This is a genomic window from Shimia sediminis (genome assembly GCF_003990645.1).
Lineage (GTDB): Bacteria > Pseudomonadota > Alphaproteobacteria > Rhodobacterales > Rhodobacteraceae > Shimia > Shimia sediminis.
Genome location: NZ_RYZK01000004.1, coordinates 102,885 through 121,294 on the forward strand (window position 1 = coordinate 102,885; position 18,410 = coordinate 121,294).

An 18,410-nucleotide genomic window follows, 5' to 3' on the forward strand; every position below is an offset into this window, starting at 1 on the left:
TTCTCCTAACTATATGTATTTTATCATTATTAATTCAATACTCTTACCAAACGGAGGTGGACATGCGGACACATGATATGGCCGGGCACCTGATCCGGCGCCTGAACCAACGCTCGACTCAGACGTTCACCCAGCAGGCTCAGGCGGCGGGGTTTTCCCTGACCCCAGTCCAGTTTGCAGCCATGGACGCCATTGCAACGCACCCCGGGATCGACCAGGCCGGGGTCGCCACCATGATCGCTTATGACCGCGCCACAATCGGAGGCGTGATTGACCGGCTTGTTCAAAAGGGCCTGGTTGCGCGCAACGTCTCGTTACAGGATCGACGCGCCCGCGAGGTGCGCCTGACCGAGGCCGGTGAAACCCTTCTTGCGCAAATTCTGCCGGTGATCATCGCGCTGCAAGACGACATTCTGGCGGGTCTGACACCGCAAGAGCGCGAGGTTTTCAAAACACTGGCTGCCAAGGCAGTGCACCTGGCACCCGAGCCGGACTAGCAAGCCCGATCACCAGCCAGCATACACCGATGTCGCAACCTCTTTCGCGGGGTCAGAGGGGCGATCCTCTCACAAAGCCGTAAGTATTGGGTCGCTAGCGATTTTGCGCCAAATGGTCTATGAATAGATTAATCCTTCCCGCATCGGGATCTGCCATGGACCAAATGACCACGCAAGGCGATCGACGCCAGGTTACCGTCCTGTTCACGGATATGGTCGGCTACACTGCGATTGTGGCCGGGCTGGGAGAGGAACGCGCCGTCGGTTTCACCAAGATGATCTATGATACGCTGACCAGCGTGGTTCAGGCCCATGGCGGCACCGTGCGTGGCTTTGCGGGCGATAGCATCATGGCCGTGTTCGGCATCCCCGAAGCCCTGGAAGATGCGGCTCTCAGGGCATGCCGCACAGGCCTGGCGATCCACGCGGCCTTTGACAATGCGGCGGATGACATCCAGTCCCGCTTTGATGTGCGCCCCAAGATGCGGGTCGGCATCAGCTCCGGCGTCGCTGTCATGGCCTCGGTCGAAGGCGCAGAACTGACCGCCGTTGGCAACACCGTGAACCTCGCCTCGCGCATTCAGTCGCTCGCGCCCGAAGGCGGCAGCCTGTTCTGTGACACCACGCGCCGCCTGGTGGAATGGCAGGTGGATCACAGTTTTGGCGGAGCGCATGAGATCAAGGGCGTGGCTGACCCGCAAGATCTGTGGCAATTGCACACCATCAAAAAGGCGGCCACCCGATTTGACGCATCGCTTGCGCGTGGTCTCAGCGACTACGTCGGCCGCGTGGACGAGTTGGCAACCATGGCCCAAGTGCTCGAGGCCGTGCCACATGGGCTGCAACTTCTGGATATGGTCGCAGAGCCGGGACTCGGCAAAACCCGCCTCGTGTTCGAGTTTCTGGAACGCGCCAAGTCACAGAATGCAACGGTGCTGGCTGGGCATTGCTCGGCTGACGGGCAGCAGGTGCCCTTTTTCCCCTTTCTCGAAGTCCTGCGCAGTTCCTTTCATTTGCGCGACAACGACGATCCCGACCGCATCCTGCGTCTCTTGACCAAGGGGCTGGAAGGGGCTGACCTTTTCTCCGACGAAAACCTCGGCCTGCTTCTCAATCTCCTTGGCATGCAGCCCCCTGCGGGCGCTTTGCAAGGGCTCGACGGAGTTCTGATAGGTCTGCGCACGCGCGACCTCTTGCCGGCGCTTCTCGCTGCGCAATGCCGCAATGGGCCGGTTATCCTGCATCTGGAAGACGTGCACTGGCTCGACAACGCGTCACAAGAACTGGTCAAAAATCTGGTGGACGACGCAAGTCTGCCCAACCTCCTGGTCATACAGACCCGCCGACCCGAGTATGTGCCGGACTGGCTGAACGCCAAACCTGTGACACAGATCGCCCTCCAACCGCTGAGTGATGATGACATCATTCGCATCGCGCAAAAGCGCCTTGGGGCACAAGACCTGCCAGATACCCTGGTCTCGCAACTGACTGAGCGCGCTGGCGGCAATCCCCTCTTTGGCGAGGAAATCATCGCCTTCCTGAAACAAGAAGGCGCTGTCCATGTCATTGATGGCACCGTTACATTTGACGCCGAGCAGGGCGCCAGTTCCTTGCCTCTCAGCATGCAGGGGCTGCTCACCGCCCGCATAGACCGCCTGAGACCCGAACAACGCAACCTTTTGCAGGCCGCCGCCGTGATAGGTCGCCGCTTTGCGCCGGCGCTTCTCTCGGTGGTGCTTGGGCATTCTGTCAACCTGGACCGCGAGATGGAGCGCCTGCGGGATCTCGACATCGTCTACCATGACCGCAACAGCCACGACTATGCCTTCAAACATGTCCTGCTGCGTGAAACCGTCTATCAAGGCCTGTTGTCAGAGGCAAAAACCGAGCTGCACCTCGCCATCGCCTCGGCGGTTGAAAACCGCGCAGAAGGGCGTCTGATCGAAGTCGCTGAAACACTGGCCTACCATTACAGTCTGACCGACCGAAAGGATCAGGCGTTCAAATTCGCGGCCATGGCCGGGGCCAAGGGACTGGGCATCTTTTCTCTGGGCGAAGCTGACCGCTACCTGACGACCGCGCTCAAGCTCTATGAGCGAGACCCCGGGTGCGCCACCGACGAACAATACGCTGCACTGCTGGCCGATTACGCGCTGTGTTCCAACATTTCCCTGCGGGTAAAAACGATGATGAAGCTGGCGGACAGCGGTCTTCCCTTCTTGACCGAATTCGGTGACAGCCCGCATCACGTACATTTCCTGCACCACTATGTGTCGTGCCTGATCTGGAATGGCCGCTATCGTGACGCCGTTGACGTGCAACAGGACCTCTCAGCCATGGCCGAACGCCTAGGCGACCGCGACACGCTTGCCTATGCCATTGTCAGCGAGCTTGTGTTGTCTTGCTACAGTGGCAAACTCTCCAGTGACGCGTTCGAGGCCAAGCGGGCCGAAGCCGAAACCATTCTCGAAGGGCTGGACGACGCCTATCTCCAGAACTTCTTCCTGGCACATATCGGCTGGAATGCCGTCTGCCGTGGGCGTGTGGCCGAAGCGCGCGATGCTGCCGAACAAATGGTGGTGCATGGCCGCAAGATGAACGACCCGCGCTCGTTGGGATATGGCGTCAGCATGAAGGCACTGATTGCGCTGGCCAGCGACGATCACCAGCAGGCCTTTGAAATCTCCGAACAGGCGCGTGTGCTGTCGCGCGTGCAGTTTGAGATCACCATTTCCGACGCGGCGCGCTATGCCTCCATGATCCCACTGGAACTGCCCGGTGCAGCCGAACAGGTTCAGGCCTATTGCGATCGCTGCGCCGACCGGGGCTGGACCCTGTTCACGTCGACCACCGACACCATGATGGGCGTCGCCCTGGCAATCGAGGGGCGTATCGACGAAGGCCTGCGCCTGATCGAAGCCTCCATCGCGCGCCGCGAGGCCGAAGGGTATGACATCGCCGCCGACTGGTACCGCCTATTCCTATGCGAGGTTTACCTGGAAATCCTCGCCGGTGAGGGCGATGCCTCGCTGGGCGTTCTGGTCCGCAATATCCGCTCGCTCAGCAAGGTGATGTTGCGGGGGCCCAAGCTGATCCCGCAAATGATCGAAAAAGCCCGTGCCAATCCGATGTTCGACCCAGATGGCCACCACATCGGGCGCGCGGAAATGATTCTGGGGCGCCTCTACAAGATCAAGAAAAAGCACGACCTGGCGCGCAAGCACCTGACCGAAGCCCAGCGCATCGTCGCACCGACCGGCCCCTCTCCGATGCTGGACCGCATCGAAAAGGAACTGGCCGATCTCGGCTAAAGCTCTGACAGATAGCGGATCGCAGTCAGGCTTGGCAGGAACGTATAGGCTCCTCCGCGTGCCGTCACGAACCGGGGAAATCCATAGATCGAAATCGTCCCTGCATTGTCCGGCAACGTCAGGTCAAAGCGGCTGGTCTCAGCCGTATTGGCCCCGAGCAGCGGATCGTTTGTGCCGGTGATGCTGGGGGTTTGGAGCCCGACATTCAGCCAGTCACACATCACCGCCTCAAACTGGGCACCCAGGTTGGCGCAGAGAAAGTTGCCCAGCAGCCCGCGCTCACGCCGGTCGGGGTTCTTGCGATCAAAGTCATCGGGATCAAAATCCGGCCCATAAGACATGCCCCGCCGCACCAACCGCCGGGTGTAGGTGGCAATGCGCTGCACAATGTGCCCGCCCCGCGGGTTGGCGCGCCGCATATGTGCGCCTGCCGGGCATCTCGATTGGGCGGAATAGTCGAAATTCGTGGGGGACACATCGGGGTCCGGGTCCATGGTGTCCGGCGAGGTTTCATAAGGCGTGCCATTGCGCCAGCGCCCACACATCTGCGCCGCCACGATCTCGCGCAATGCGGCGTGGCGATCCAGCCCTTTGCCCACCTTCTTTTCAGCACCCGGCGGCAACAGCAGGTCCACATCCTTGTGTTTCAACAGGAAGTCTGCGGCTTCATCGAGGTAGATTTCATAATCATACGAAGCCTGCGCCAGAATCCGGAAGGCGTTGAAACTGCCGTTAAGACCCAGAGCATCAGGGTACGGAACGCGAAAACTCATGTCCTCCATCGAGGTCGGGTATCCCAAGAGAATGGTCCCCAATGGATCCAAGGGCTCGTCGGCGGTGGCCTGCGTGCGGTCCTTGACCCATTTGAACCGCGGTTGCGAGATGCTGTCCTTGTAGCCAAAGAACACCTTGCCGCGTCCCAGCCCGCGCCCATCGCGCACACCAAGCACGGTGAACGCCTTGGCCACCTGCGCTTCGACCTTGTCCAGCTGTCCCTCTTCATCCGCATGGATTGAGGCCACGATATGCACCTTTTCGGGGGTGTCAAAGGGTGCGGGCCACTTGTCCGGCGCACTGTCCCCAAAGTCACCAATCTTCATGGCGCGCTTGGTCATGCCCTGGCTGAACTCCACCGGAAAGGTCTGCAGCGTGCGCCGCGAGACACCCAAAGCCTTCAACCCTTCAAAGGTCAGGCCGATGTTAAAGTTGGACGGAGGCTTTGCTTTGCCCCAGTCACTGCCCGGCGTGATCGCGGGCACAGCCTCGCTGCCCCCGTTTGCGGCCACCCCAAGGAACCGTCGCGCAGCCGCAACGTTCGTGACCTCGAGCATCAAGTGGCGCACCAGATGGCGGCTGTAGCTGCGCAGGATGTTGCCCTGAACATCACGTTCGATCGCGTCGATATCGACGTCTTTTTTCACCTGTTTGTTCACCAGCCCACTCCAAATTTGTCGCGCACCTGCGCTGCAGAATACCCCGGATACGACCGATAGCCCCCGCCCAGAGACAGGTTGGGATTGGCATGCAGTTGCAGGATCAGATCCCGCGGCAGGGTCATGATCTCATGCGCCGGCCCGTCCGTCGGCAACCCCTTGGCCGCGTCCTGCAGCGCAAACAGATCGGTGGGAAAGTCCGGAGCCTGGAACAGGTCATGGTCATGAACCCATTCAATGAACTCCTCAACGTGATCGCAGGTCGGGATCATGTGCTCAGCCCCCTTGATCTGCGAGATTACGGCATCAAACACACTGCCAATCGTTTCGATGAAGTCGCGGATGTAATTGCTGAAATCCCCATCGTAGACCGAGATCATGCACAGGTTGTCGCCCAGGATCAAAAACCGCGCCGTGTGCACGGTGCCAACGTTGTCGAGCCCCGAAAAGATCTCATCGACGTTCTGCGCAATGGCCATGGCGGCCATGGCACGGCCCATGGGCGACGGATCCTTGAGCGGCATGATCAGGTTCATCATGCGCTGGGTATTTTCACTAGGCTGCGGGCTTTCTCTTGGCCCTCCCGGCAACTTGGGCTTGGGGTCGCGCCAGATCCAGTAGGGCACCACCACATAACGTGACAACAGCTTGAACCAGCCCCGTGTCGGCAGGCTGTTCACATAACGATTGAACCAGGTGTCCTTATTGGTCATCTTCTGCGCCTCCTGAGAACGGGCAAGGGGTGGCGTCGCGTTTTCCACTCGAATAGGCATAAGCCTCTTTGCGTATGTGCAGCACCGGGTCCTCCGACGCCCTGATACCCGGCGTCAGCAACATCGGGTTGAAACTCAGCTTCTCAAAATAGTCATCCTGCGCCTTGGTATCCTCCGCCGCGTGATCCAATGTCAGTGTGCCCATCATCACCCGCTGGCGATGCGGCGGCCAGGGCTTGGTGCTGTCGTCAAAGGCATCCCCGACCTCACCGATCTGCATCATCAGCGTAAAGCGCGAGGTGTGATCCGCCAGCCGGTCCCGCAAACGCCCCTGAAGATAGTCCGCCCCCGGTGGATCCAACGGGTTTTCATTCTTTACCCCATCAATCGGTTGCCAGGTGAACCGCACCCAGCGCTCTACCTCGTCCTCGCCTGTAACAACAAAGGTATGCACCGCATGATAGGCCGCCCGCAGGTAGCTGACCGGCGCCCCAATCGCAGCAGCCTGAAACACCGCCAGCTGCGAGTACCGGTTTTCATTGGCAAACTTGATGGCCCCTTCGTTGGGGCTGATCTCTTCATCGGGATAGGGATCGGGCTGCGGCGGGATCAGATGCAACATCTGCCAGATCTTCTTCCACGGCGAGACCCAATGCACTTCTGTTGGCTTGGCCGCCAGCGTGAACTCCAGAAATTCCTCGGGGGTCCGTGCGAAAAACTCGGGCAGCGTCATCATGATCAGGTCGGTGTCCGTGCCGTCCGACAGATGAAACCGCGTGGCCATGCCCCGGACATCGGACCAGTCGTCATGCTGGGTTTTGCTGCCCGAACCATTGGAGAACCGCAAGGTTGCCTTGGTACGCGGGGTGATGAAATGGTCTGCCTTGCAATACTGCGGCGCCACTTCCGAAGGTTCGAAATAGCCCGTTGCGCCAATGCCAATCGTGTGCACCGGCCTTAGTTTGTCACTGCCATCCGGTCGCAAAAGTTCATCCACAATGCGCTTGGCAAGGTCTGAGTAGTGCATGTTTTGTCCCCCCGAAGGCACATGGGCCCGCTGGGTCATCAGGACGTGTATTTTGCCAATTAGGGCCGGGTGTCCAACCGTGAACACCGGTCCGGCTGCGCGCTCCTGTAACCCTGTCACTGGTATTGGCGTTTCAAAAAAACAACTGCCTCTGGCAGCTCATGAAATGCGGTAATGCCTTAATAGTTAACATGAAAATCGCAATCGCGCAATTTTTCCGAAAACCACCCGGCCGCGCCACAACCCAGATTTGTGATTTTGCGCCACATCACCGGGGCAGCATTTCGTCGGCGTGCACCTTTTACAGCACGCGCGGTTCTCACAGCGGAAATCTCAGGAAAACTGCGACGTGAAAGTCCCTTTACAAACATGGAGATACCGCGTGCCCGCGTGCCATGTTGAGTCACCAAGATAGCGCGAAACGGGATTTTACGCTAAAGATGTATTGTCTCTGTTTGTTTAAGCCATGGGTATAGGCACAACCTCTTAGGGACCAACCTGCAGAAACCCCGCGTGCTCGCGAGATTTCAGTACCAACCAGATTAGGGGAGCAATGACTTTGACCGTGGAATTGAAACCAGTCGCCGGGAACCTTGGGTTCCCAGAAGGTCCCGTCGCCATGAACGACGGCTCCGTGATTTTTGTCGAGATCGAAGGAAAAAGCCTGTCGCGCTGGAAAGACGGCGCGGTGACACCCATTGCCCATATTCCCGGCGGCCCCAACGGCACGGCCATCGGACCGGATGGCGCCGCCTATATCTGCAACAACGGCGGTGTCTATGATTTCGATGAAATTCAGAAAGGCGTGCGCATCCCTTCGTCCAAGGGCCCCAGCGATGATTACACCAGCGGCGCGATCGAGCGCGTCGATCTGGCAACAGGCGCGGTCACGACACTCTACAAAAGCACCCCCGACATGCCGCTGCTGACGCCTGACGATATCGTCTTTGACAAAAAGCGTGGTGGCTTCTGGTTCACCGACACCGGCCTGCAATACCCCGACCATATCCAGAAAGGCGGCCTGTATTTTGGCACCATCGACGGCGCGCCTCTGAAAAAGGTCTGCACCATCACCACGCCCAACGGTGTCGGCCTGTCGCCAGATGGCGACACGCTTTATGTCTCGGATACGATCTTTGGGCGGCTCTGGGCGCTGGCAATCACCGGCCCCGGCGAGGTTGCAAAAACCATCTTGCCCGACATGCCCGGCAAAGCTGTGCAGACCCTGTCCGGCTTTCACTGGGTGGATAGCCTCAAGGTTCTGGCCGACGGCAATGTCTGCGTCGGCACCATTTCGATGGAAGGCGGCGGAATCACCACCTTTGATACGAAAACCGGCGAAACGTCTGAACTTAAGGTTCAGGACCCCTTCACCACCAACCTTTGTTTCGGTGGACCAGAGATGCAGGATGTCTGGATCACGGCCTCGAGCACGGGCGTCTTGTACCACGGTACATGGCCCACCAAAGGACTGCCGCTCGACTACACTGCCTGAGAAAACAAAAAACGGCGCATCCTGCGCCGTTTGCATCCGCCCCTAAGGGGGGTGATGGTACCACCTCCCCGGCTCGAACGGGGGACCTCCTGATCCACAATCAGGCGCTCTAACCTACTGAGCTAAGGCGGCACTCACAGGCGATTTAGACAACCCGCGCCCCGAATGCAAGCGCCTAAAGTGTAATTTCCCAGCTTTGTTCGACAAGATCGACACCAAAGCTGTGCACCGGTTTCGAGTCCACAAGCTGCCAACCAGATTTCCTGTAAAGCGCACAGGCCGCTTCGTGGCTTTCGTGCGTCCAAAGCTGCATTTGCCGGTATCCGCTGGCCCGTGCAAAGCTCATACAGGCGGTCAAAAGCGTCTTACCCAACCCCAGGCCGCGCGCCTCTGGCACCAGCAGAAACAGCCTCAGCTTGGCGACGTCATCGCTGAGTCTCACGCAAAAAACTGTCCCCAGCCGCTCTCCGTCACGTTCCGCCAGCCAACCATGCTCGCAGGACGAATCGTGCTCTGCGACAAAGTCATCCAGAATGCTGCGCACCAGCGGTCCAAACGTATCGTCAAAGCCTTCGTCCCGCGCATAAAGCGTCGCATGGCGCTCGACCAGCCAATCCACGTCCTGCGCCTCAAACGCGCGCAACCTGACCTCACCACTCATCCTTGTCTCCGTCTTGCCAAAGGGCTGCATTCACGCTACCCGAAGATGATCCACAGGAGAACCGCCATGGGCATCAATACTGAAAGCGACGTCGAAGCCAACCTGCAGATCGGACCCACCGACCAGGGTTTCGTGCGCATTTTTATCGAAGCTGGCGGCACCGAGATCCCAATGGACTTTGACCCCGAAGAAGCCGAAGAAATCGCCGAAGAAATCCGCGCAGCTGCCAACGCTGCGCGCAAGGTGGCGAAATAACTGGCGCTCAGGTCAGGATTTCACCCGGCCCTTTCAGCTCAAAAGCCTTGATCTCAAACTCGTAATAACCGCTGCGATCTCCGCGCTCGGCTCGGGCTATCAATTTGCCCTCGTCATTGTGGAACACCGCGTGCACGGTCTGGATCGCCCGATAACACCAGTCGCCATCGGGGTAGTAAAACTTAACCATCATTGTCAGTGTCCTCACTCTCGGATGAGATAAGACCCGCAACACCCGGGTCGCGGTAGCGGTGCAGACGGCGGGCCGCATCGGTGGCAAATTTCTGGATCATCTTCTTGCGCCGCGCCGGGGCCAGCTTGTCCTCTGGCGCCATGCGGATGATCTCTGCGTCATAGGCATCGGCCATGATCAGGCCGGTTTCCTCGGGCAACAGGTCGGTCGGAAATTCTGTGTCCACCGCCCAGAAATAGCGGTCGCACCACGCCAGATACCCTTGCCACTTGCTGTCGCTTTGAAAATCCGCACGGCTGGATTTGCATTCGACAATCCACAACTCACCCTTTGGCCCCAATGCCATAACATCAACCCGCAACCCGCGCTCGGGCACAAATTCCTCAATGGAAACAAAACCATGGCTGCGCAGATGTCGGCTGACACCGCGCGCAAGCAGCTGTCCGGGTTGGAGCAATTCGGTCATGTGGCAAATGTGAACAATCCGTGAACAAAAATCAAGCCCTGCCCGTGTCGCAAACAGGACAGCCTTGGTACGGGCCTGCCATACCCTAGGGCAAACACCTAATAAGGAGACCTCATGGTTCGCCGCCGCGCCACGCGCGCCCAGCCCAGCCCCGTGCAATCCAAACCCGAATGGCGCGCCCTGCGCCACCCGTTTCAGCCGCAAGACGTGTTCAGCGCCGATCGCATTGCCGACATGCATGAGATGGCGCTGCGTGTTCTGGAAGAGCTGGGGCTCAAAGTCCTGCTGGACGAGGCCCGCGATCTTTACGCCAGGGGCGGTGCGCGGGTTGTGGATGACATGGTCCACATTGGCCGCGATATGGTCGAGGCGGCCATTGCCTCTGCCCCCGCTTCGTTCCGAATGGAGGCCCCGAATTCCGCGCGCGGCTACCCGGTTGAAGAGGGCGCGCTGATCTTTGGCCCCGGCGGCGGCTGTCCCAATATCACCGACCGCGTGAACGGTCGCCGCCCAGGCACTATTGCAGCCCTCGAGGACGCTATTCGCCTGTGCCAGAGCTTTGATGTCATCCACAAGGTCGGCCCCTCTTGCGAGGCGCAGGACGTGCCTGTGCACCTGCGCCATTACGCCACCATGCGCGCGCAGCTGGCACTCTCGGACAAGCCACTTTTTGTCATGGGACGCGGACGGCAACAGGTCACGGAAAGCTTCGAGATGATCCGGCTGGCACTGGGTCTGACCGATGAGGCGTTCCGCCAAAGCGCCTGGTGTTCCACCGTGGTCAACACCAACTCGCCCCGCCTGCTCGACCGCCCGATGGCGCAGGCCCTGATCGATTTTGCCCGCCATGGTCAGCTCAGCGTGATCACCCCCTTTTGCCTCGCTGGTGCCATGGCGCCGGTCACGGTGGCCGGTGCCCTGATCCTGCAACATGCCGAGGCTCTCGGCGCGCTGGTCCTGACCCAGCTGGCCCGCCCCGGTGCGCCTGCGGTGATCGGTGGCTTTGGCTCGAACGTCGACATGAAATCCGGCGCCCCTGCCTTTGGCACGCCCGCGCAGATCCAGATGAGCATCGGCACCGGGCAGCTTTGTCGCCACGTCGGCCTGCCGTGGCGCGGGGCGGCGGGTGCGGCCTCCAACGCTCCTGACATGCAGGGCGCAGGCGAGACACATCAGGCGCTCTGGGGCAACCTGATGGCCAATGCCACAATGGTGTTTCATGCCGCAGGCTGGCTCGAGGGTGGCATCAGCTTTGGGTTTGAAAAGTTCATCAACGATGTCGAAGCCCTGCAAATCATCGCCCAGCTCTGCACCCGCCCCGAGGGCAGCGCCGACGCACTGGGGTGGGACGCGCTGGCCCAGGTTGATCCCGGTGGGCACTTCTTTGCCACGGATCAAACCATGGCCCGCTATGAAGAGGCGTTTTACAAGCCTCTCGTGGCGGACCTGAACAACTTTGGCACATGGGAGATGAATGGCGCGGTGACGGCAGAGGCCCGTGCCACCGAAATCTGGCAACAGGTTCTCGCCGAGTACACGCCGCCCAAGGGGTCCGAAACACGCGCAGGCCGGATCGAAGAGTTTGTCGCCAAGGCGACCGAAGCAGGCGGTGCCCCGATCCTCGATTAAGAAGTGACCTCGCGTAGGTCGGACAATTTTGTCCGACCTACACCGCACGCCGCGTTAACCTGTCTGGATGGCCGCAAGAACACCGACGCAATACCGACGTGATACCGACAGGATACAGACGTGGGTTTTGGCCATTAACCCTAGGGATTCCAGGCCGAGTCGCAAACCTCACCGTGGTGACGAACGCTCCGCTGGTTCAGACCTTGTTAATCACCCTGCCGCGGCACCGTCGGGATCACCCAATCCTCGCCCCGCGCCGTGGTGACATATTCCGGCCAGCGGAAATGGATCGGCGGTTCGTGATCGCACAGCGGCGCAATCCATTTGTCGCCCCCGACCCCACCACCGGTACGGTCCCTGAACTCTGCCTGTGCCATGGCCAGCAGTTCCGCGTCCATCAGGACATCCAGCGCCGTCATGGCCAGAACTTGCGCGGCCACCTCAACCATCGGATCAATGCAGGCCGAGTGCCCGCCCATCGCGTTCATCGCCCAGGCCGGATAAGCAAACCCCGAAGGCGCGGTCAGCGCCGGCCGGCCAATATAGAGCCGTACGGTCGGGGCGTGCCAGCAGAACTCGGTATAGTCATCCGAGGTAAAGTGTCGTTGGCTCGGCGGCAGGATATGCCGCATCTCGGCTTCGGCGGCTTCAGGGTCTTTCAATTCCGAGATCATCGGCAGGAACGGCTCAGCCATCGGCTCCAGCCCCAGCTCGGTCTGGATCGCCCGGGCAAATGTTTTGGCCTCCTCCCCCCAAACCGGCGCGCCCACGGTTTCAAGGTTGGCGTAGGTGGCCGCCGAGATCGCGTGGTTGGCCAGACCGGGGCGCGATTTTGCAACCCAATGGCGCCGCCACGAGCAGTGGTTCATGCGCGCAGCGTTTTCGGCAAAATGATCCAGCCCCCGGATCACATGTTCCGCGTCCTCCACCTCGGAAATCCGGATAAAGTATTGAATTTGCGCAATTTGCGCCGGGATATTGTCCGCTGTCGCCTGCCCGTGACTGATTATGGTCTCATTCATCGACCAGCTTTGGCCCGGTGCCATCACATGCTCGCGCAGGGCCTTGGCGGCGTTGTACATCATCATCAACGCATCCGTCGCCCCCGGTGCCCGTGCCGCCGCATGGCTCGCCGGAATAGGAGAGCCATCTCCTCCCGCCATCCATGTCTCGGGCGTGTCACAGGTGAACTCGTAAATCACCCCATAGCCAACCCCGCAATGGGTGTCCCAACGGACCGTGTTGCACAAGGGCGCCATGTAGAACGGGTGGAACGACAGCGCTGCGTCAAGGTCATCATAGTACCCAGCCGCGGCATGGATCGGCTTGGACCCGCGCACCTTTTCCGCCGGTTCGCCAAAGAACTTGAGCGTGCCCTTGATGTCATGCTTTTCCATCGCCGCCTTGGTCGCGAGGAACCCGCCCAAGGCCCCCATGCCCAGCGCCGAATGCGGGTCCGTGTGGCCGCCGGCATGCGGTCCCAGACCCGGACGCGGCCCCTGTTTTGGCTCTGCCGCCTGGCAATTGCCCGGGATCCCGTCATACTCTGCATACCCCCCGATGGTCGGCCCCTCGCCGTTCGACCATGTGGCGCAAAAGGCCGTTGGCATCCCGCCGGAACCTTCCTCGACCTCAAAGCCTTCGCGGCGCAAGAGGTCCACGTAAAAGGCGCAGCTCTTGTACTCACGCCATGCGGTCTCGCCATAGTCCCAGATGGTGCGGGTCCACTGCGACAGGTCACCCATGCGCGTGGCAACCGTGTCTCGGGCAGTGCTCTTGGCCTGGTCCAGCGTGGTCATGGCAATTCCTTTCAGTTTGGCGCTTGTCTTCAAGGGGTAGAGACACGCCCGGCCCCTGGCAAGTCCACAGGGGTTTGAAATCTCTGCACGCTCAGATGAGATGAATTCAACAAGCCCGGTTTGGCCTGCGACACCAGATTGTGATGCCCTGCCCCTTGCCACATTCGACAGACGGAATATAACTGAAAGGCAAGGAGGCCATCATGCCCAAACTCGTCCGACTATACATCCTTCAGGTTCTCGCAGGTTTCGGTCTCTCCGCCATCTTTGTCGGGTTGCTCTTGTGGTTCAACGTCGCCAACCTGTGGCATCTGGTGAACGCCACCTCGGGGGGTTTTGTTGCTGTGGTCATGCTGTTCATGTTCAATGGCATCGTCTTTGCCGGGGTGCAATTTTCCATCACCATCATGCGGATGCGCCAAGACGATACACCGGGGGGCGGCAAGAAAGAGCATCTGCCCGTGACACCCGCCAGGCTAATTCCAATACAGGCCGAGGCTAAGCCCCGCCGTTAGTCACCAACCACGGTCAGAATCTCGTCCAGAGGTTTCTTCATCATTGCCACCGACGGCACCTCGGCATCTTCTGCGGCGTGGCCCACGGCAAGGATCATGATCGGTTTTTCCGACACTGGTCGCCCCAGCGCACCGTTCAGGAACTTCATCGGATTGGGTGTATGGGTCAGCATTGACAACCCGGCATGATGCAACGCCGCAATCAGAAACCCCGAGGCAATCCCGACACTTTCCGGAACATAATAATTCTTGTAGCGCGTGCCATCCGCAAATTCGCCATACCTCTGGGCAAAGACCACGATCAGCCAGGGGGCCTGCTCAAGATGCGGCTTCTCGGCATTGGTGCCAATCGGTTCCAATGCCTTGATCCACTCATCCCCGGCCCCACCTGCATAAAACCGGCGCTCTTCCTCTTCCGCCTCGGCGCGGATGCGGGATTTCATGGCCGGATCGGAAATGGCCACGAAATGCCACGGCTGATGGTTGGCCCCTGACGGCGCGCGCCCTGCGGTACGAATTGAGGTCTCGATCACCTCCCGAGGCACTGGTCGCCTCGAAAAGTCACGCACCGTGTGGCGCCTGGCCATCTGGTCAAAAAACGCCTGTGCCTCGGCCAGCATCCGGGGATCTTCGTAATCCAGTCGATCCGGTAATGCGACGGGATCATAGCTCAATTTATCTCGGGAAAACATAATGCTCGGTCCTTCTGGTCGGGCCGAGCCTAGGCAAGGCTGAAGCGCATGCAAGGCAAAACTGCGCGGCCTTCGGCCTTGCCGCCTGCGGCGGGCGGGGGGGCGCGGGCGCGGCTTCGCCGCGCCCGCGCTATGCCCAACGGGATGAGTGGCCTGCGTCAGCAGGACATGAAGACGGGCGGGAGCACCCCGGCTCTCAGTCCAACCCGTGAAGATTGAGCAAGAAGCCGTGCCACCCCTTGTCCAGTGCCATGACCAGGCCATAGCCTTCGCCGCTTTCTGGCAGACCGCTATGGATCAAGGTCAGGCGGGTACCTCCGGGGGCCGCCTCGAGTTGCCATTCCACCGTGGTCATCGTGCCGTTTAGCGGCCCCACAGTGAAATCCCACTTCATATAGTCATGCGGCCGCGCTTCAAGCACCTTGCCCCAGCACATGCGGTCACCGTCCTTTTGACTGGTGAGAAGGTAATCCTTGCCCTCTGCAAGATCCTCCTGCGGCGGGTGGAACCAGATATTCAAGTGCTCGCGCTTTGTCAGGAAGTCCCAGACACGGGCTTTGTCCACCCCCAGAAACACGGATTTTCGAATGGTTGTGTCAGTCATCGTGAGGTCCCTGTTGTTCAGTGGCTTGTTCATTGTCGTTTCCTTCCTCTATGGCAGCTTTCAAGGCATCAAGGCGCACATCCCAGAACTGATCGAACCAGCCAAGCCAATCCATCACCGGCTTCAAGGCCTCCGGTTTCAGCGAATTGACCCGCTCTCTCCCCCGTGCCTCAACCGAGATCAGGCCGCCATCCGATAACATCACCAGATGTTTCTTGACCGCCGCGCGGGTCATGTCGAACTGATCCGAGACTTCGGCAATGGTCATGGGCCTATCCCCCAGCATCCGCAGGATGTCGCGGCGCGTGGGATCGGCCAAAGCACGAAAGGCGGGTTGCAGGTGGTCAGGCATGTGATCTCCATGTGATACCTTATGGTATCGAATCTATATGATACCCTTTAGTATCACGTCAAGAGAAACTGTTTTGACACCCCGGCAAGATTGCCTGCAAGGTTTCTGAAACCCATTTGTTCAGGCACATCCCGTTATGACCCAAGTTCCATCCACCAAAGACATTACCCAAAAAAACCTGGTCGCCTGGCAAGAGGCCGCCCCCATCCACGCCCGCCATAACCAAGCCCACTTGCGCGAGGCCTTCAGCCGCCCGGGCTTTTCGGTTCTTGACCCTATTGAAACCGGGATCCTGCAAGACCTGGGTGTCACCGGTAAGGACATCGCCCAGGTCTGCTGCAACAACGGACGCGAGTTATTGTCGGTAAAGTCCATGGGTGCTGCGCGCTGTGTGGGCTTTGACGGCGCGCAGGGGTTTATTGATCAGGCCAACGACCTGGCGCAGGCCGCGGGTCAGGAGGTCGAGTTTGTGTGCTGCGATGCCTATGATATCCCCAAACGGTACCACCATAGCTTTGACCTTGTCACCATCACGATCGGCGTGTTGGGGTGGATGCCTGATATCGACGGATTTTTTGCTTCGATTGAACAATTGCTCCGACCCGGTGGCGCCATATTCATCTACGAACACCACCCGGTTCTCGTGATGATGGAACCCGGTGCAGCGGGATCGCCGGTCGCGTTCGAGCTCTCCTACTTCCGCACCGACGCCTATGTTGATGACAGCGGCCTGGATTACTATGGCGGCGAGAGCTATGACGCCACACCCAACGCCTCGTTCAGCCACAAGATGTCGGATATCCTCATGGCAGGCGTCAAATCGGGCCTGTCCCTTGAGCACTTCCAAGAGCGGCCCGAGCACATTTCGAACATGTGGTGGAACGTGGAACATGCAGATATCGGGCTGCCGATGTGTTACACGCTGGTTTTGCGCAAACCGGCCTGACACCAAACGACGGCCCGTAGGTCGGACAAATTTGTCCGACCTACACCGGTCACTGTTACAACCTCTGGGGAGGTCCACTGGCCGCTCGGCTAGCCCTCGCGCCCCGGTTCGTTTGGATCACTGGTAAACAAGGCAATCTTGTTGCCCTGTGGGTCGCGCAGGTAGGCGACGTAGAACTGCGGGCCATAGCTCTCACGAAACCCCGGCTGCCCCTCGTCACATCCTCCTGCTGCCAGCGCCGCCGCATGCAGGTCACGCACCTGTTTTTGGCTCTGCGCTTCAAACGCTACCATGGTGCCGTTGCCCGCCGAGGCTGACCCACCGTCAAAGGGTTTCTTGACGTAGAAATCCGGTGAAACGCCTATCTGACCAGAAACCTTGGGGGGAATGTAACTCAGGTCCCCTTGGTACGTTTCAAGCGTGTATCCAAGCGCTGGCAGGAACGCTGAATAAAACCGCTCCGCGCGGGCGATGTCGTCAGCACCAACAGTGACATAGGCAATCATGTTGCGGCATCCTCATTGAAACCAGGCGGTGACGCGCATTGATCGGGTGATTGCGCACGCACATGGACAAGCAACATAGTAATGAAAAGTGGCGGGCCCGCAAACGCAGCCGTGGGGTTATCTCATTCCCGAGGACCTGTTTGCACAGGTGGGCGCCAGGTAATCAGGCCAGGACCAGAACAGAGCCAGCTCCCTCGGAAGTATTTAAGGCCACCGGAATGCAACCGTATCACGAGAAGGGCAGAACCCGCCAAGCGCTTACCTAGTGCCTGCGCCCGCGTTCAGCAAGGGGCAGAGATCAAAACGCTTCCGGCTTTGCCTCGCGCGCCATGTGATCCAAGACGGCGTTCACGAACTTGGACTCGCGCCCCTCGGGGAAAAACGCGGTGGCAACGCCGACGTATTCGCTGATCACCACTTTGGGGGGCGTATCGGATTGCGTCAGCTCTGCGCCGGCAGCGCGGAACAGCGCACGCAATGTCGGGTCGATGCGCGCGATCGGCCATTTGGCGACCAGCCCGCGATCGGTCATCTGGTCGATCAGCGCCTGATGGTTCACGGCGTCTTCCAGTGTCCGCGTAAACAGCCCGGTGTGACCTTCTACCATCTCATAGTCGTCGAACTGCTCGCCAAAGCGGTGCTCCAGAAACTCCACCCGGACCTGATCGACGGTCTGGCCGGATTGCTCCATCTGATAGAGCGCCTGAACGGCATATAGCCGGGCGGCGGATTTCATCAGTCGTTTCTGGTTGCCTGAGGTGCTCATGCGGTTGGGTTGTCCTTGAGTTCGCCAGCGACTTTGTATTCCTTGGCGTCGGGAACGAATCCCACACCCTTGCGCTGGGCGCCCCATTTACGGGTGAGCGCGATAAGATGCAAGGCCGCTGCTGCTGCGCCGCCACCTTTGTTCTGATCCGCCGGATCAGCGCGCACTTCGGCCTGTGTGCGGTTCTCGACCGTCAGGATACCATTCCCGATGCAAAGGCCCTGCAGGCCCAGCAACTGGATCGCCCGGCTCGAGTCGTTGCACACGGTTTCATAGTGGGTTGTCTCACCTCGGATCACACAGCCCAAAGCGACGTAGCCGTCAAAATTGCTCAGACGCTCGGCGATACCAATGGCCGTCGGAATTTCCAGCGCGCCAGGCACTTCGATCACCTCATACGAGCCGCCCACCGCTTCGATCTCGGCCTTGGCACCGGCCAGCATGTTGTCGGCGATGTCCTTGTAATAGGGTGAGATCACGATCCCCAGCTTGACCGGTTTGTCAAAGTCGGGACGTGGCATGATATAGTGTTTTTCTGCGCCAGCCATGG

The 18,410-nt window shown here is 59.7% G+C and carries 20 protein-coding genes and 1 tRNA gene; 7 read left to right on the forward strand and 14 right to left on the reverse strand.

All coding sequences use genetic code 11. The features are described 5' to 3' along the window. Window positions 1–62: 62 nt before the first annotated feature. Both EK369_RS10520 and EK369_RS10525 read left to right on the forward strand, forming a co-directional pair. Complete coding sequence (locus tag EK369_RS10520) at window positions 63–497, forward strand: MarR family winged helix-turn-helix transcriptional regulator (protein WP_127114205.1); 435 nt, start codon at window positions 63–65, stop codon at window positions 495–497. Between the two features lie 164 nt (window positions 498–661). After that, window positions 662–3,808, forward strand: a complete 3,147-nt coding sequence (locus EK369_RS10525) for an ATP-binding protein (RefSeq protein WP_164726962.1) — start codon at window positions 662–664, stop codon at window positions 3,806–3,808. Here the strand turns inward: EK369_RS10525 and EK369_RS10530 are convergent. The 3 genes from EK369_RS10530 to EK369_RS10540 are packed head-to-tail and all read right to left on the reverse strand — an operon-like array spanning window position 3,805 to window position 7,020. Beyond that, window positions 3,805–5,241 (reverse strand): Dyp-type peroxidase, encoded by a 1,437-nt coding sequence (locus EK369_RS10530; protein ID WP_127114207.1) that lies wholly within the window; start codon window positions 5,239–5,241, stop codon window positions 3,805–3,807. The genes EK369_RS10525 and EK369_RS10530 overlap by 4 nt on opposite strands. After that, window positions 5,238–5,954: a hypothetical protein gene (locus EK369_RS10535; RefSeq protein WP_127114208.1), complete on the reverse strand. Its 717-nt coding sequence runs from the start codon at window positions 5,952–5,954 to the stop codon at window positions 5,238–5,240. The genes EK369_RS10530 and EK369_RS10535 overlap by 4 nt, the downstream gene beginning before the upstream one ends. After that, window positions 5,944–7,020 (reverse strand): catalase, encoded by a 1,077-nt coding sequence (locus EK369_RS10540; protein WP_127114209.1) that lies wholly within the window; start codon window positions 7,018–7,020, stop codon window positions 5,944–5,946. The genes EK369_RS10535 and EK369_RS10540 overlap by 11 nt, the downstream gene beginning before the upstream one ends. A 514-nt stretch (window positions 7,021–7,534) precedes the next feature. Between EK369_RS10540 and EK369_RS10545 the strand changes: the two genes are divergently transcribed. Beyond that, window positions 7,535–8,476, forward strand: a complete 942-nt coding sequence (locus EK369_RS10545; RefSeq protein ID WP_206198071.1) for an SMP-30/gluconolactonase/LRE family protein — start codon at window positions 7,535–7,537, stop codon at window positions 8,474–8,476. 55 nt (window positions 8,477–8,531) lie between these two features. Here the strand turns inward: EK369_RS10545 and EK369_RS10550 are convergent. Together EK369_RS10550 and EK369_RS10555 are read right to left on the reverse strand one after the other, a co-directional pair. Continuing rightward, window positions 8,532–8,608: transfer RNA gene (locus tag EK369_RS10550), tRNA-His, on the reverse strand. Between the two features lie 43 nt (window positions 8,609–8,651). Then, on the reverse strand, window positions 8,652–9,137 hold the full coding sequence (locus EK369_RS10555) for a GNAT family N-acetyltransferase (RefSeq protein WP_127114210.1): 486 nt from the start codon (window positions 9,135–9,137) through the stop codon (window positions 8,652–8,654). Between the two features lie 66 nt (window positions 9,138–9,203). On the opposite strand from EK369_RS10555, the gene EK369_RS10560 reads away from it, so the two are divergent. Next, on the forward strand, window positions 9,204–9,392 hold the full coding sequence (locus EK369_RS10560; protein ID WP_127114211.1) for a DUF6324 family protein: 189 nt from the start codon (window positions 9,204–9,206) through the stop codon (window positions 9,390–9,392). A 7-nt stretch (window positions 9,393–9,399) separates the two neighbouring features. Here EK369_RS10560 and EK369_RS10565 read toward each other — a convergent pair whose 3' ends face one another. Together EK369_RS10565 and EK369_RS10570 are read right to left on the reverse strand one after the other, a co-directional pair. Next, window positions 9,400–9,585, reverse strand: coding sequence for a hypothetical protein (locus tag EK369_RS10565; protein ID WP_127114212.1), 186 nt, complete (start codon window positions 9,583–9,585; stop codon window positions 9,400–9,402). Next, the gene (locus EK369_RS10570) at window positions 9,575–10,051 is read right to left on the reverse strand and encodes an MmcB family DNA repair protein (RefSeq protein WP_127114213.1); all 477 of its coding nucleotides are present in this window, start codon (window positions 10,049–10,051) and stop codon (window positions 9,575–9,577) included. Before EK369_RS10570 ends, EK369_RS10565 begins: the two co-directional genes overlap by 11 nt. Before the next feature lie 114 nt (window positions 10,052–10,165). On the opposite strand from EK369_RS10570, the gene EK369_RS10575 reads away from it, so the two are divergent. Next, the gene (locus tag EK369_RS10575; protein ID WP_127114214.1) at window positions 10,166–11,680 is read left to right on the forward strand and encodes a trimethylamine methyltransferase family protein; all 1,515 of its coding nucleotides are present in this window, start codon (window positions 10,166–10,168) and stop codon (window positions 11,678–11,680) included. A 206-nt stretch (window positions 11,681–11,886) separates the two neighbouring features. On the opposite strand, the gene EK369_RS10580 is transcribed toward EK369_RS10575, so the two are convergent. After that, window positions 11,887–13,479 carry a zinc-binding metallopeptidase family protein gene (locus tag EK369_RS10580; protein ID WP_206198072.1) on the reverse strand — a complete coding sequence of 531 codons (1,593 nt, stop codon included), beginning with the start codon at window positions 13,477–13,479 and terminating at the stop codon, window positions 11,887–11,889. Window positions 13,480–13,682: 203 nt separating this feature from the next. Here EK369_RS10580 and EK369_RS10585 point away from each other — a divergent pair, with 203 nt between their 5' ends. Next, window positions 13,683–13,994: a hypothetical protein gene (locus EK369_RS10585; protein WP_127114215.1), complete on the forward strand. Its 312-nt coding sequence runs from the start codon at window positions 13,683–13,685 to the stop codon at window positions 13,992–13,994. Here the strand turns inward: EK369_RS10585 and EK369_RS10590 are convergent. The 3 genes from EK369_RS10590 to EK369_RS10600 all read right to left on the reverse strand — a co-directional run bounded on the left by EK369_RS10590 (window position 13,991) and on the right by EK369_RS10600 (window position 15,642). Beyond that, window positions 13,991–14,686: a nitroreductase family protein gene (locus tag EK369_RS10590; RefSeq protein ID WP_127114216.1), complete on the reverse strand. Its 696-nt coding sequence runs from the start codon at window positions 14,684–14,686 to the stop codon at window positions 13,991–13,993. The genes EK369_RS10585 and EK369_RS10590 overlap by 4 nt on opposite strands. A 196-nt stretch (window positions 14,687–14,882) precedes the next feature. After that, window positions 14,883–15,290: an SRPBCC family protein gene (locus EK369_RS10595; protein ID WP_164726964.1), complete on the reverse strand. Its 408-nt coding sequence runs from the start codon at window positions 15,288–15,290 to the stop codon at window positions 14,883–14,885. After that, a complete protein-coding gene (locus tag EK369_RS10600) occupies window positions 15,283–15,642 on the reverse strand; it encodes an ArsR/SmtB family transcription factor (RefSeq protein ID WP_127114218.1) in 360 nt (119 codons plus the stop codon). The genes EK369_RS10595 and EK369_RS10600 overlap by 8 nt, the downstream gene beginning before the upstream one ends. Before the next feature lie 136 nt (window positions 15,643–15,778). Between EK369_RS10600 and EK369_RS10605 the strand changes: the two genes are divergently transcribed. Further along, a complete protein-coding gene (locus tag EK369_RS10605) occupies window positions 15,779–16,588 on the forward strand; it encodes a class I SAM-dependent methyltransferase (protein ID WP_127114219.1) in 810 nt (269 codons plus the stop codon). Window positions 16,589–16,677: 89 nt separating this feature from the next. Here EK369_RS10605 and EK369_RS10610 read toward each other — a convergent pair whose 3' ends face one another. The 3 genes from EK369_RS10610 to EK369_RS10620 all read right to left on the reverse strand — a co-directional run bounded on the left by EK369_RS10610 (window position 16,678) and on the right by EK369_RS10620 (window position 18,408). Further along, a complete protein-coding gene (locus EK369_RS10610) occupies window positions 16,678–17,094 on the reverse strand; it encodes a VOC family protein (RefSeq protein WP_127114220.1) in 417 nt (138 codons plus the stop codon). A 298-nt stretch (window positions 17,095–17,392) separates the two neighbouring features. After that, complete coding sequence (nusB, locus tag EK369_RS10615) at window positions 17,393–17,860, reverse strand: transcription antitermination factor NusB (RefSeq protein ID WP_127114221.1); 468 nt, start codon at window positions 17,858–17,860, stop codon at window positions 17,393–17,395. Continuing rightward, window positions 17,857–18,408 carry a 6,7-dimethyl-8-ribityllumazine synthase gene (locus tag EK369_RS10620; protein WP_127114222.1) on the reverse strand — a complete coding sequence of 184 codons (552 nt, stop codon included), beginning with the start codon at window positions 18,406–18,408 and terminating at the stop codon, window positions 17,857–17,859. The genes nusB and EK369_RS10620 overlap by 4 nt, the downstream gene beginning before the upstream one ends. Between the last annotated feature and the right edge of the window lie 2 nt (window positions 18,409–18,410).